Below are 13,289 nucleotides of genomic sequence, written 5' to 3' on the forward strand. Positions count from 1 at the left end.
TTTAGATTTTTTTTTTGAAAGAATTAGCAACTTACCTTATTTATATAGACTGTTCGATTTTAAGTTTTAAATTCTAAAATTCAGGGCCTGAGTTTTGGCATTCGTTTTTTATTTTTTTCAAAACCTCTGTATTCAAATGCCTTAAATTTTGTTAATTCTTCATCTGACATCTTGTCATATCCGTTTGATTTCTGTTATCTTTGTACTTTGAAACAACTTGAATGGAAAAGATTATCGAAGAGAATAAACAAGGAGAAAGCCTTGTGCTGGAAAATAAGCCGGAAAACACTAAAAAATTATACATTGAAAGTTACGGCTGTGCCATGAACTTTTCAGACAGCGAAATAGTTGCTTCTATATTATCCGGCAACGGATACAACACGACACAGATTTTAGAAGAAGCCGATTTGGTTTTAGTAAACACCTGTTCGATTCGTGACAAAGCAGAGCAAACCATTCGCAAACGCTTAGAAAAATACAATGCCGTAAAACGCATTAATTCAAAAATGAAAGTAGGCGTTTTAGGCTGTATGGCCGAACGTTTGAAAAGTCAGTTTCTGGAAGAAGAAAAAATTGTAGACTTGGTTGTAGGTCCGGATGCTTATAAAGATCTGCCTAATTTATTGGCAGAAGTTGAAGAAGGCCGTGACGCTATCAATGTTATATTGTCTAAAGAGGAAACGTACGGAGATATTTCGCCAGTGCGATTAATGAGTAACGGGATTACCGCTTTGGTTTCTATTACCCGTGGTTGTGATAATATGTGCACTTTTTGTGTAGTTCCTTTTACCCGCGGTCGCGAACGCAGCCGTGAGCCCCAAAGTATTATGGCTGAAATTCAGGATTTATGGGACAAAGGTTTTAAAGAAATCACACTTTTAGGTCAAAACGTTGATAGTTATTTATGGTACGGTGGCGGTTTGAAAAAAGATTTTGAAAACGCATCGGAAATGCAAAAAGCAACTGCAGTCAATTTTGACCAGTTACTCGAAATGGTAGCGGTTACTTTTCCTAAAATGCGTATTCGTTTTTCGACTTCTAACCCACAGGATATGCACGAAAGTGTGTTGCATATTATTGCAAAATATCCTAATATCTGTAAACACATTCACTTGCCGGTACAATCGGGAAGCAACCGGATTTTAAAGGAAATGAATCGCTTGCACACTCGCGAAGAATACATGACTTTAATTGATAAAATAAAAACTATTATTCCTGAAGCTGCTATTTCGCAGGATATGATTGCCGGTTTCCCAACAGAAACCGAACAAGATCATCAGGATACCATGAGTTTAATGGAATATGTAAAATATAATTTTGGATACATGTATTCGTATTCTGAACGTCCGGGAACTTTGGCAGGAAGAAAAATGGAAGATGATGTTCCTGAAGAAACCAAAGCCAGAAGATTACAGGAAATTGTGGATTTACAACAAAAACATGCCTGGTTTCGTTCTGAAGAATTTATTGGAAAAACTGTGGAAGTATTAATTGAAAAAGTTTCGAAAAAATCCAAGGAAGAATTCTCAGGAAGAAATTCACAAAGTATCACGGTGGTTTTTCCAAAAGAGAATTATAAAATAGGTGATTTTGTAAATGTAAAAATCAATTCCTGCACCAGCGGAACTTTAAAAGGAGAAGCGGTAGGTTTGAGTGAAATGAATTAGGTTTTAACCGCAAATTACACAAATTTTCACAAAAAAAATCTATGGCCGACACAAACGAATATTATTACAAGAAAGATGAAAATTATCAAATTGTTGGTCTTTGCATGGAAGTACATAGATTATTAGGTCCCGGATTACTGGAAATTGTTTACAAAGACGCATTAGAAATTGAATTTAAAAACCATCAAATTCCTTATCAACGAGAAAAGGAGTTTTCAATAGAATATAAAGGAATTATTTTACCTCATAAATTTTATGCCGATTTTATAGTTTATGAAGACATAATATTAGAAGTAAAATCTGTAAAAGAAATCAGTAATGATCATCTTGCTCAGACATTAAATTATATGAAACTAGCAGATACTCCTGTTGGAATAATTGCAAACTTTCAGAACAAATCATTAACACATAAACGATTGATAAATTCATAAAATGAATTTGCGCTAATTTGTGTAATTTGTGGTTAATTTTAAAAAACTATGACAAAAAAACAAATACTCATCGTTATATTCACTTTTATCTTTGGATTTGGAGCTACTTTCTATATTATTAGAACTTATTTTCCAAAGCATAAAGTAGAAAAAACAAATACCGTCAAAGATACTTTGACAAATGATAAAAAATAAAACTGAAAATTTACGTTTAACAAAAAAGAGAGTGCTTTGCTATATGACTTGCAACTCCTCACAATAACAAAATGGAATCAGTTCAAAACATAAAACAACGATTTGAGATTATTGGGAATGACCCAAAGCTCAATCGTGCGATAGAAAAAGCCATTCAGGTAGCACCTACTGATATTTCCGTGCTGGTTACCGGAGAAAGTGGTGTAGGAAAAGAAAACATCCCAAGAATTATCCATTCGCTATCCCATAGAAAACATGGTAAATACATTGCTGTAAACTGTGGTGCTATTCCCGAAGGAACTATTGACAGTGAACTTTTTGGACACGAAAAAGGAGCTTTTACAGGTGCAACAAGTACCCGTGAAGGCTATTTTGAAGTGGCCAATGGCGGAACAATTTTTCTGGACGAAGTAGGCGAATTACCTCTAACCACTCAGGTGCGTTTGCTGCGAATTCTTGAAAACGGCGAATTCCTGAAAGTAGGTTCTTCACAGGTTCAAAAAACCGATGTAAGAATTGTGGCTGCTACCAATGTTAATTTGTTTAGTGCTATCGAAAAAGGAAAATTCAGGGAAGATTTGTATTATCGTTTAAGTACTGTAGATATTACGTTGCCACCTTTGCGCGACAGAAAAGATGATATTCATTTATTGTTTCGAAAATTCTCTGCCGATTTTGCACATAAATACAAAATGCCTCCGTTAAAACTGGATGAAAATGCGGTGCAATTACTACAAAAATACCGTTGGAGCGGAAACATTCGTCAGCTAAGAAACGTTGCTGAACAAATTTCGGTTTTAGAAACGAACCGCGATATCTCGGGTGTAACTTTGCAGGCTTATTTGCCGCCTACAGAGGGTAGTAATCTTCCGTCGGTAATTAAAAGCAACAAAAGCGAAAGTGATTTTAGTACCGAAAGAGACATCTTATACAAAGTTCTTTTTGACATGAAAAGCGATTTGAATGATCTTAAGAAACTCACTTTGGAACTGATGAAAAGTGGCGCTGCCAAAACTCAGGATATCAATCCGAATCTGATTCAGAAAATATATGGTTCTAAAAATGAAGATAGCGAAATAGAATTTGAAGAACAAGCTGTAACCGCTGTGATGCCAACGAATCACAATGAAAACTATACTAATTCTGACGACAACTACCTTTTTGCAGAAACCATTGAAGAAGAGGAAGTATTACGCTTAGAGCAAAAAGAAATCGAAATGATTAAAAAATCATTAGAAAAAAACAAAGGAAAAAGGAAAGCTGCAGCGGACGAATTAGGAATTTCGGAACGAACATTGTATCGAAAAATCAAACAATTCGATTTATAAAAAGTAAATAAAATAGCAAAATACAAATTCAAAAATCGAAATCAGTATATTTGAAAACCGGATTTCTTTACACATACTCATGAAAAAAACATATTTATTATTAATCCTGATTATCCTGTTTACCACTAACAGCTGTAGTATTTACAACTTTACCGGAACGGGAAAAATCGATGCTAAAACCTTTCAGGTTAATTTCTTTCAGAATAATGCCGATTTAGTAGAACCAGGAATTGACAGAACATTTACATTAACACTTCAGGATCTTTTACAAAATCAAACGAATCTGAATCTGATACAAAATGGTGCTGATTTAATTTATGAGGGAGAAATTACAGATTACCGTATCAGCCCGATGACTGCGACTGCAGATCAGCAAGCCTCTCAAAACAGATTAAAAATAAGAGTAAATGTACGGTTTACCAATAGAAATAAAGAGGCTGATGATTTTGAAAAACCATTCGAGTTTTATTACGATTATCCGGCACAAACACAATTACAAGGAGCCGTTTTAAACACAGCACTGGATGAAATTTTTGAAAGAATTACGCAGGATATTTTTAATGCCTCATTAGCTAAATGGTAAAATGTTGATTCGGTTATTGGTGGATTCTATAATTTGATGCCAAATAACCAAATACCAAATAAACCTTATGAACGTAACCGATTATACTTATTTAATCAACAAGCCCCAGACGATTACTGAAAAGCAAACTCTTGCTTTAGAAAAAGTATTGGATGAATTTCCGTATTTTCAAAGTGCCAGAGCCTTGCGGTTAAAAGGACTTTACAATGAAAATAGCTATCAGTACAATGGCGCATTAAAAGTTACGGCAGCTCACACTACTGACAGAGCCATTTTGTTTGATTTTATAAGTTCGGATGATTTTAATGCGATACAGAAAGATTTATTCGAAAAGAAAACTAATGAATTACTGTCAATACATGTTGTTGACAGCATCGAAATTGTTGCTGATCAAAAATCAGAATCTGTTATAAATGATCCCCAACAAAACGATTCTGAAGAAACAGCAAACACCGCAGAGGAAAAATTAGAATTAGGAAAACCATTAGAATTTTCGAAAAATGAAACGCATTCTTTTCAGGAATGGCTGCAACTTTCCAGAATTCAACCTATCGTCAGAGAGACTGAAACTAAAAAAAGCACTACAATCAACTCCGAAGAAGAGGCGCTTAGAAAGAAAAAAGAATCCATAATTAATAAGTTTATCCAGACTAATCCTAAGATTTCAGCAGTGAAACACAGTACTCCGTCAATAAACATAGACATTAATAAAGAAGATACTACTTCGTTGATGACAGAGACTTTAGCCAAAGTATATTTAGAACAAAAAAAATATCAAAAAGCAATTCAGGCATATGAAATATTAATTTTGAAATATCCAGAAAAAAGTAGTTTCTTTGCAGACCGCATATCGGATATTAAGATTTTACAACAAAACAATAATAATTAAGTAATGAGCACATTTTCAATTTTTTTAGTTTTAATAACAATAGTTTGTTTCCTACTGATTGTAGTAATTATGGTTCAAAACCCTAAAGGAGGAGGATTATCTTCTACTATAGGCGGATCACAAATGTTAGGTGGTGTACAAAAAACAACTGACTTTTTAGATAAAAGTACGTGGACTTTAGCCATCGTTTTGATTGCTTTGATTTTATTATCAAGTTTAAGCTTCACTGGTTCATTAAGTGACGCCGACTCTAAAATTATTGATACTACTGAAGCTGCTGCTCCTGTTACTCAACCGGCTGCACCAGTAGCTCCGGCAACTCCAGCAAAATAATCAGCATCTAAAATAAATTAAAAAATGCCAGCCTGTCAAAGCTGGCATTTTCTTTAAGAAAAATTGTCAGTCAAAATGAAATGGCACAATTTCTGAAAATAAAACAGCAACAATAAAAATTATAATTTAAAATATAAAAACATGGCATTAAACATTAAACCACTTTCAGACAGAGTTCTTATCGAACCAGTTGCAGCCGAGACTAAAACTGCTTCAGGAATTTTTATCCCTGACACTGCGAAGGAAAAACCTCAAAAAGGAACTGTTGTTGCTGTAGGGAACGGAACAAAAGACCACACAATGACCGTAAAAATTGGAGATACCGTATTGTATGGAAAATATGCCGGTACCGAATTAAAATTAGAAGGCACAGACTATTTAATCATGCGTGAAGACGATATTCTTGCAATAATCTAAAAAAAGTATTAAGATAATTAATTAACTAAGAGGATGAGATTGCTTTGCTTCGTGCCTCGCAACTCCTCGCAATGACATAAAAAAATGGCAAAAGACATAAAATTTGATATCGAAGCACGTGACGGATTAAAACGTGGTGTTGATGCATTAGCAAATGCAGTAAAAGTAACTTTAGGACCAAAAGGACGTAATGTAATCATTGGAAAAACTTTTGGAGGACCAACAGTTACTAAAGATGGTGTTTCTGTTGCAAAAGAAATTGAATTAAAAGACCCATTAGAAAACATGGGAGCTCAAATGGTTAAAGAAGTAGCTTCAAAAACCAATGATTTAGCAGGAGACGGAACTACAACTGCAACCGTTTTAGCACAAGCTATCGTAAAAGAAGGTTTGAAAAACGTTGCTGCCGGAGCTAACCCAATGGATTTAAAAAGAGGTATTGACAAAGCGGTAGAAGCTATCGTTGCTGACCTTGCCAAACAATCTCAGGTGGTAGGAAGTGATTCTGACAAAATCAAACAAATCGCTTCTATTTCTGCAAATAACGATGAAGTTATTGGTGAATTAATTGCTACTGCTTTTGCAAAAGTGGGTAAAGAAGGAGTTATCACTGTTGAAGAAGCTAAAGGTACAGATACATTTGTTGATGTAGTTGAAGGAATGCAATTTGACAGAGGATACCTGTCCCCGTATTTTGTGACGAATTCTGAGAAAATGGAAGTAGAATTAGACTCTCCATACATCTTATTATACGACAAAAAAGTATCTTCTCTAAAAGAATTACTACCTGTTCTTGAGCCGGTTGCACAATCAGGAAAACCATTATTGATTATTGCAGAAGATGTTGACGGAGAAGCGCTTTCAACTCTTGTTGTAAATAAATTGCGTGGCGCTTTAAAAATTGCTGCTGTAAAAGCACCAGGTTTTGGAGACAGAAGAAAAGCAATGTTAGAAGACATCGCTATCTTAACCGGTGGAACTGTAATCTCTGAAGAAAGAGGTTATACTCTTGAAAACACTACTATCGAAATGTTAGGAACTGCAAAAAGAGTGGCTATAGATAAAGACAATACTACTATTGTAAGCGGTGCCGGTGAAGCTGAAATGATTAAAAACCGTGTGAACCAGATTAAAGGTCAAATGGAAGTAACAACATCTGATTATGACAAAGAAAAATTACAGGAACGTTTGGCTAAATTAGCCGGTGGTGTTGCTGTACTTTATGTTGGAGCTGCTTCTGAAGTAGAAATGAAAGAGAAAAAAGACCGTGTTGATGATGCGCTTCATGCAACTCGTGCGGCTGTAGAAGAAGGAATTGTTGCCGGTGGTGGTGTAGCATTATTAAGAGCTAAAGGAGCGTTAGCTAATTTGAAAGCTGAAAATGCTGATGAGGCTACCGGAATCCAAATTGTTTCCCGTGCTGTTGAATCTCCATTGAGAACTATTGTTGAAAATGCAGGTCTGGAAGGATCAGTAGTTGTAGCAAAAGTGGCTGAAGGAAGCGGTGATTTTGGATACAATGCTAAAACAAATGAATATGTTGATATGTTAAAAGCCGGTATCATTGATCCTAAAAAAGTGACTCGTGTTGCATTAGAAAATGCTGCATCGGTTTCAGGAATGATATTAACAACTGAATGTGCTTTAATAGACATTAAAGAAGAAAACGCTGGTGGCGGAATGCCAATGGGCGGTGGAATGCCGGGAATGATGTAATTCCCAAATTCTTAAACATAAAAAAATCCGTCTCGTTGCAAAATGAGACGGATTTTTTATTGGATTAAAATTTCCTTTTTTAAGAATCTTTTGTTTCGGTTGATTTTTTAGCCAATTTAAGTATAACCGGCAACAGAGTAACAATAACCAACCCGATGATAATAAGCTCGATATGGTTTTTTAAGTCGATTTGATAGTTATTTAACAAGAAACCATACAAATAATGTCCTGCAAATATTAGTAAAAAGGACCAAAGAAGAGAACTTATTACATTATAAAACATGAACTTTTTTTTCTCCATCATTACAATACCGGCCACAATAGGAGCAAAAGTTCTGAAAATAGGTAAAAAACGAGCAAAAATAATGGCTCTTCCTCCATGTCTTTCAAAAAAAGCTTTAGACTGAACCAGGTATTTTTTCTTAAACCAGAAAGAATCTTCTTTATTATACAAATAATATCCGCTTTTAGCTCCAAACCAATAGCCTACAATATTACCTAAAATACCGGCAAAGGCAACCATTAAGGAAAGCAAAGTTACATTTATAAAATCACTCTCAATAAACATGATATTTTCAATCAATTCCCGGTTATAAATCCCTGCAAGAAAAAGCAAACTATCGCCTGGTAAAAAGAAACCCGCAAACAATCCTGTTTCGGCAAAAACAATAAACAATACAATATAAACACCTAGTTTTATCCCATTTATATCAAAATGAATATAAAAAAGTGGGTCTATCAGGTTTTTCCAATCAAAGCTATTCATTCGTCAGGATTTAAGTCAAATATTTCGAGCGTGAAAGTAAGAATAAATTAGCTTAACCACAATTTATTCATTTGTTTTAAAGTTTTATTAACGATAAAAAAGGAGTTCTTATTTAGTAAGTGTAATTTAAAAATTAAATTCTTGTCCCATCAGGGGTACGGAACAATTTATACCATAATTTTCTCTGATTTTTATTCGTAATTCATCTGCGGCAGCATGTTCTCCATGAACTAAGAAAACCCGGTGAGGTTTATTTTCAAGTTCTGACAACCAATCTAACAAATCAGCCTGATCTCCATGAGCCGAAAGACCGTTTATTTCTGTGATTTTAGCCCGTACTTTATAATAACTGCCAAATATTTTAATGGATTTAGCACCTTCAATTAATTTTCTCCCTCTTGTTCCTTCTGCCTGATACCCTACTATGATAATGGTAGTTTCAGGAAGACCTATGTAATTTTCTAAATAACTTAAAACGCGTCCTCCGGTAATCATTCCACTTGCTGCAATGACCACTTTTGCTCCTTTATTATTGATGGCAGCGAGCGTTTCTTCATAATCAGCATTAATTACAAACATTTTGCTCATTGCCTGACAATCGGCTAAACTCAGTTTATGCCATTGGGTATTGTTAAAAAAAACCTCAAAAGCTCCTATTCCCATGGGCGAATCAAGAATATACGGAATATCAGGAATGCGTCCTTCTTTTTTTAATTCCCATAAAATAAACATAATGCTCTGGGCGCGTTCTACTGCAAAACTTGGAATGATAACTGTTCCGCCTTTTTTAAAAGTTTCATTAATAGTATTTTCTAATTCTGTTTTGGGATCACTATCAGGATGCAAACGGTCGCCATAAGTACTTTCTAAAAACACTAAATCGGCTTTTTTTGGTTTAACAGGAGGATACAATAAAACGTCATTATCTCTTCCTAAATCTCCCGAAAAAACTAAAGTCTTACCTTCCAGTTCCAGACTTATGCTACATGCTCCTATAATATGTCCCGCCGGAGTAAATACAGCTTCAATTTCCGGCTCAACACTTACTTTCACGTTAGGAGCTACAACATTAAAAAGCGGAAATACCTTTTTTGCTTCTTCTACACTATATAAGGGTTTCACTATTTCATGTCTTGAACTATTTTCCTGAATGGCTTTTTTAGCATCTTCCTCCTGAATTTTAGCACTGTCAACTAATATTAACTTTGAAATTTCCATTGTAGGCCCAGTACAATAAATTTTGCCCTGAAAACCCTGACTTACTAATCTTGGCAACCAGCCACAATGGTCTAAATGTCCATGTGTCAGTAAAACATAATCAATTGTATCTGCCAGAACCGGCAAAGGCTCCCAATTGAGTTCCCGCAAAGACTTTAATCCCTGAAACAATCCGCAATCAATTAAAATACGGATTCCATTACTTTCTATCAACGTTTTTGATCCCGTTACCGTTCCGGCTGCTCCTATAAATTTGATTTTCATAGCCTTATTTTTTTTAAAATTCAACCACATTTACAGAGTTCAGCCACTTCTTTCAAAACATTTTTTATTCTGAAATTGCTTATCCCTATTTCTTTTAAGTCAATCCTGTTAGCAACCAATTCTTTTACTAAAATAACATCCAGCAACAATAATTTTTCTTTTTCGGCCTTAGTTAAAGTGGTCAAACAAGTTACCGGATACAAACAATCATTATTATTCATTGACCTTAAATTCCTTTTTTCGGGATAATCCCAACTCAGTAAATTAATTCCGGAGCATTCTGCAAAAGCTATAGCATCGGCAGTAAAACGGGTGTTAGTGACAATCCAGCAACTAGAAATTTTATCTTTATTCGAAAAAAGAGTATAACTGTTAAACCGTAAATCATTAAATCGGGAAAAAACATACAATGGAATTTTGACATCCGAAACCCCTTGTTTTCCACCGTGAAACTTACATTCGACCATACCAATTACATTATTCTTTTTAATCAAAACATCAATTTCATGCAATACACAATTGCCCTGCAAAATGATATTGGTTTGAGTTTGGTATTTTTCGGCTTCAAAAATCCGGGCTATATATTTTTCGAAAAAAAAGCCTTCCGGACCTAACATTTGGATTGCTGCCCGAAGATTGTATCGTGCAGCATGAGAATTAGTATGATGTTTTAATAAGGCAAAAGCTTTTTTATAAATGCTTTTAGTCGAAATTCCCTCATAAACATCTTTAATAATCTCTTTTAGAATAAGATCTGCTGTAAAACTGTCTGCTCCTGACCTCAACAAAGACTGAGTAAGTTTATCAGGATTAAAATCAACAACAGCACCGGAATGTTTTACAATTTTCATATCGCTGTAAATTACTAATTATTCACTGTAATAACTTACTTAAAGTTACGCAAAAAATATTAGGAATTTCGCTTTTGAAAATAAAACCCCGGAATAAACAGTAATACAAATAAGGGCTGAATTAAGAATCTTCGGATATAAAAAAGTAAAAAATTATTCTGTGAGCCATAGAAATGGATGACCAGGAAGAAGAAGACAATTAATAACAGAAAAGCAATGAGGTATAAAAAAAAGGAAAACTGAATCATCATTTTATCTTTGAAAATCACATAAATCAGTCCCAGAGAAATAATCATATTCAGACTATAGCGGAAAAATAAATTCAAAATCAGGCGAAAAACATCAAATTCAGGCAAATCCATTTTATTGAAATCACTTTTAAAATAAGCCAAAAACGGATCATAAAACAATGTAGTTTCATAATAACGAACGAATACAAAACAAAGCAACAGCCCCAAAGCGAGCAAAAGTTGTAGCCGATGAGTATAAATTTTATTTAGCATATAATGAAAATTTATTGACCCAGATTACCCATAAAATAAAAACAACTCCATAAATAAACAGCGGAAAAATAATTTCATGCAGCAATGATTGATGTTCCGGAAACCAATACAAGGCAAGACACAATAAAGCAATTCGGATTACATTTAGAATATAAATAAAAATACTCCCTCCAAAAACAAATAATAAAGTAGGTTTTAATTTCCCTGAAAAAGAAACCACAAATGAAATAAATAAAATAATGACACTTATGGCATTGCAGCCTTCAATCATTCGGGCAACGGCCTGCTGATTATAATAAAAAAGGATATTAGTAGTTTGCGGAATTGTTTTAATATAAAAATCGGCACCAAAAAAAGTAAGTAGTTGCATGGTGTTTTCAGCAACTAACTGCGTTATCGAATCGACTGTATCCCCCTCAAAACCAGATATAAAAAACTGATAAACAAGGCTTAAAATTAAATAAGTCAAAAAAAACTTCGCTAAGAAAACTAAAAAAGGCCGATATAGAATAAGATATTTTTTCAAATTTTATTTTTATCAAATTTATGTAAAATAAAATAATCATATCAGTTTTGCAGTTCAAAAATTTCACATATTGCAATACAATACTGTAGTATAATTCATTATATTTGAAAAAAAAAGTTACAGTATGAAAACCAACTTACTAACCACCACATTACTATTAATTTCAGTATCCTTTTTTGCTCAGAATAAAGGAAGCAAAACCATTCTACTGGATTCTCTACATAGTATTACTACAGACAAAAACTATTCTTACATTAGAATTATTGAAGATTATAAAAGCGACAAAGACTTGTATACCGTTCTGGAATATTATAAATCCGGAAAAAAAAGCATGAGTGCTACTACAAAAGACAAAGACAAAATGCAATTTGAAGGCACACGTATTGACTATTATGAAAATGGGAATAAGAAAAAAGAATCTAACTATGTAGATAATAAACTAAACGGAAAACAAATAGAGTGGTATAAGGACAACATAAAAAAATCAGAAAAAGAAATAATCTGGGATAACAATAACAAAAAAAGTATTGTAAAAATTATTCAATTTTGGAATAAGGACGGTCAACAAACTATAATCGACGGGAATGGTCAATATGAAGAGATAACCGAGAAAAATTCTGACACCGGTACCATAGAAGATGGTCTTAAAGAAGGAATATGGCAAGGAAAATACAATACAAAATGTACCTACATCGAAAAATACCAAAAAGGAGAACTAATATCAGGCATTAGTACTGATAAAGACAATAATGAATATCATTATACTGTTTTAGAAAGCAAACCGGAGCCTTTAAAAGGAATACGAAATTTTTATCAGTTTGTGGGGAAAAATTTCAAAATCCCTAAAGAATACAAATCACTAAGCGGCAAAATATACATACGGTTTATTGTGGATAAAGAAGGTGAAATAGTTGAACCTAAAATTGTAAAATCATTTAACGAAACATTAGATCAGGAAGCAATCAGAGTGATATCCAGTTATGAAAAATGGATACCTGCCAAACAAAGAGGACAATTCGTTAGAGTATTATACCACCTTCCTATTACATTAGCTGGTAATTAACAAAAAAATCTGCAATTGATAATAGCTTCACCTGTCCAAAAAATAAAAAAAATACTTTTTTGGGTCATAATTGATAATTATTTTCTACTTTTGCAGCCGTCTATCAACTAGTGATGAGACATACATAATAATCATTAAATAATATTAGCATGTACTTAACTAAAGAAGTTAAAGAAGAAATCTTCGCGAAACACGGAGGACAAGCAGTAAACACTGGATCTGCTGAAGGGCAAATCGCTTTGTTTACATTTAGAATCAACCACTTAACTGGTCACTTGAAAAAAAATCGTCACGATTATAATACAGAGCGTTCCCTGGTAAAACTGGTAGGTAAAAGAAGATCTTTGTTAGATTACTTGAAAAAGAAAGAAATCAACAGATATCGTGAAATTATCAAAGAATTAGGTATTAGAAAATAATACATTAAAAAGAGGTGCGCAAGTACCTCTTTTTGTTTACATATTATTGCATAAAAAAAAGTTTGGTTTTTCATTTGGTTTTAGATTACAACAACTACACAACAACAACACAACTAAAAC

At 33.7% G+C, this 13,289-nt stretch carries 15 protein-coding genes; 10 read left to right on the forward strand and 5 right to left on the reverse strand.

Annotated features, from left to right (window positions below):
• The first annotated feature begins 221 nt into the window (after window positions 1–221).
• From miaB to groL, 8 genes are all read left to right on the forward strand, one after another.
• The gene (gene miaB, locus BUB89_RS01630) at window positions 222–1,667 is read left to right on the forward strand and encodes a tRNA (N6-isopentenyl adenosine(37)-C2)-methylthiotransferase MiaB (protein ID WP_073241202.1); all 1,446 of its coding nucleotides are present in this window, start codon (window positions 222–224) and stop codon (window positions 1,665–1,667) included.
• 41 nt (window positions 1,668–1,708) lie between these two features.
• The gene (locus tag BUB89_RS01635) at window positions 1,709–2,098 is read left to right on the forward strand and encodes a GxxExxY protein (protein WP_073241204.1); all 390 of its coding nucleotides are present in this window, start codon (window positions 1,709–1,711) and stop codon (window positions 2,096–2,098) included.
• A 266-nt stretch (window positions 2,099–2,364) separates the two neighbouring features.
• Window positions 2,365–3,621: a sigma-54 interaction domain-containing protein gene (locus BUB89_RS01640; RefSeq protein WP_073241206.1), complete on the forward strand. Its 1,257-nt coding sequence runs from the start codon at window positions 2,365–2,367 to the stop codon at window positions 3,619–3,621.
• A gap of 79 nt (window positions 3,622–3,700) precedes the next feature.
• Window positions 3,701–4,204, forward strand: a complete 504-nt coding sequence (locus BUB89_RS01645; RefSeq protein ID WP_073241208.1) for an LptE family protein — start codon at window positions 3,701–3,703, stop codon at window positions 4,202–4,204.
• A 67-nt stretch (window positions 4,205–4,271) separates the two neighbouring features.
• Window positions 4,272–5,093: a tetratricopeptide repeat protein gene (locus tag BUB89_RS01650; RefSeq protein WP_073241210.1), complete on the forward strand. Its 822-nt coding sequence runs from the start codon at window positions 4,272–4,274 to the stop codon at window positions 5,091–5,093.
• 3 nt (window positions 5,094–5,096) lie between these two features.
• On the forward strand, window positions 5,097–5,426 hold the full coding sequence (gene secG / locus BUB89_RS01655; protein ID WP_073241212.1) for a preprotein translocase subunit SecG: 330 nt from the start codon (window positions 5,097–5,099) through the stop codon (window positions 5,424–5,426).
• 141 nt (window positions 5,427–5,567) lie between these two features.
• Window positions 5,568–5,843, forward strand: coding sequence for a co-chaperone GroES (locus BUB89_RS01660; protein WP_073241214.1), 276 nt, complete (start codon window positions 5,568–5,570; stop codon window positions 5,841–5,843).
• A gap of 84 nt (window positions 5,844–5,927) precedes the next feature.
• The gene (gene groL, locus BUB89_RS01665; protein WP_073241216.1) at window positions 5,928–7,559 is read left to right on the forward strand and encodes a chaperonin GroEL; all 1,632 of its coding nucleotides are present in this window, start codon (window positions 5,928–5,930) and stop codon (window positions 7,557–7,559) included.
• 79 nt (window positions 7,560–7,638) lie between these two features.
• Here groL and BUB89_RS01670 read toward each other — a convergent pair whose 3' ends face one another.
• From BUB89_RS01670 to xrtF, 5 genes are all read right to left on the reverse strand, one after another.
• A complete protein-coding gene (locus BUB89_RS01670) occupies window positions 7,639–8,325 on the reverse strand; it encodes a DedA family protein (RefSeq protein WP_073241229.1) in 687 nt (228 codons plus the stop codon).
• Between the two features lie 126 nt (window positions 8,326–8,451).
• Entirely contained in the window at window positions 8,452–9,807 is a 1,356-nt protein-coding gene (locus BUB89_RS01675) for an MBL fold metallo-hydrolase (protein WP_083552463.1), read from the reverse strand.
• Between the two features lie 20 nt (window positions 9,808–9,827).
• Entirely contained in the window at window positions 9,828–10,658 is an 831-nt protein-coding gene (locus tag BUB89_RS01680; protein ID WP_073241234.1) for a restriction endonuclease, read from the reverse strand.
• A 59-nt stretch (window positions 10,659–10,717) separates the two neighbouring features.
• Complete coding sequence (locus BUB89_RS01685) at window positions 10,718–11,161, reverse strand: exosortase F system-associated membrane protein (RefSeq protein ID WP_073241236.1); 444 nt, start codon at window positions 11,159–11,161, stop codon at window positions 10,718–10,720.
• Window positions 11,151–11,687 carry an exosortase family protein XrtF gene (gene xrtF, locus BUB89_RS01690; protein ID WP_073241238.1) on the reverse strand — a complete coding sequence of 179 codons (537 nt, stop codon included), beginning with the start codon at window positions 11,685–11,687 and terminating at the stop codon, window positions 11,151–11,153. Before xrtF ends, BUB89_RS01685 begins: the two co-directional genes overlap by 11 nt.
• 124 nt (window positions 11,688–11,811) lie before the next feature.
• On the opposite strand from xrtF, the gene BUB89_RS01695 reads away from it, so the two are divergent.
• Both BUB89_RS01695 and rpsO read left to right on the forward strand, forming a co-directional pair.
• Complete coding sequence (locus tag BUB89_RS01695) at window positions 11,812–12,750, forward strand: energy transducer TonB (protein ID WP_073241240.1); 939 nt, start codon at window positions 11,812–11,814, stop codon at window positions 12,748–12,750.
• 149 nt (window positions 12,751–12,899) lie between these two features.
• Window positions 12,900–13,169 carry a 30S ribosomal protein S15 gene (rpsO, locus tag BUB89_RS01700; protein ID WP_073241242.1) on the forward strand — a complete coding sequence of 90 codons (270 nt, stop codon included), beginning with the start codon at window positions 12,900–12,902 and terminating at the stop codon, window positions 13,167–13,169.
• Window positions 13,170–13,289 lie beyond the last annotated feature (120 nt).

Source organism: Flavobacterium flevense, from assembly GCF_900142775.1.
GTDB lineage: Bacteria > Bacteroidota > Bacteroidia > Flavobacteriales > Flavobacteriaceae > Flavobacterium > Flavobacterium flevense.

Coding starts and splice junctions, on each gene's coding strand:
- miaB (WP_073241202.1), top strand. CDS start 222: ATGGAAAAGATTATCGAAGAGAATAAACAAGGAGAAAGCCTTGTGCTG.
- BUB89_RS01635 (WP_073241204.1), top strand. CDS start 1,709: ATGGCCGACACAAACGAATATTATTACAAGAAAGATGAAAATTATCAA.
- BUB89_RS01640 (WP_073241206.1), top strand. CDS start 2,365: ATGGAATCAGTTCAAAACATAAAACAACGATTTGAGATTATTGGGAAT.
- BUB89_RS01645 (WP_073241208.1), top strand. CDS start 3,701: ATGAAAAAAACATATTTATTATTAATCCTGATTATCCTGTTTACCACT.
- BUB89_RS01650 (WP_073241210.1), top strand. CDS start 4,272: ATGAACGTAACCGATTATACTTATTTAATCAACAAGCCCCAGACGATT.
- secG (WP_073241212.1), top strand. CDS start 5,097: ATGAGCACATTTTCAATTTTTTTAGTTTTAATAACAATAGTTTGTTTC.
- BUB89_RS01660 (WP_073241214.1), top strand. CDS start 5,568: ATGGCATTAAACATTAAACCACTTTCAGACAGAGTTCTTATCGAACCA.
- groL (WP_073241216.1), top strand. CDS start 5,928: ATGGCAAAAGACATAAAATTTGATATCGAAGCACGTGACGGATTAAAA.
- BUB89_RS01670 (WP_073241229.1), bottom strand. CDS start 8,325: ATGAATAGCTTTGATTGGAAAAACCTGATAGACCCACTTTTTTATATT.
- BUB89_RS01675 (WP_083552463.1), bottom strand. CDS start 9,807: ATGAAAATCAAATTTATAGGAGCAGCCGGAACGGTAACGGGATCAAAA.
- BUB89_RS01680 (WP_073241234.1), bottom strand. CDS start 10,658: ATGAAAATTGTAAAACATTCCGGTGCTGTTGTTGATTTTAATCCTGAT.
- BUB89_RS01685 (WP_073241236.1), bottom strand. CDS start 11,161: ATGCTAAATAAAATTTATACTCATCGGCTACAACTTTTGCTCGCTTTG.
- BUB89_RS01695 (WP_073241240.1), top strand. CDS start 11,812: ATGAAAACCAACTTACTAACCACCACATTACTATTAATTTCAGTATCC.
- rpsO (WP_073241242.1), top strand. CDS start 12,900: ATGTACTTAACTAAAGAAGTTAAAGAAGAAATCTTCGCGAAACACGGA.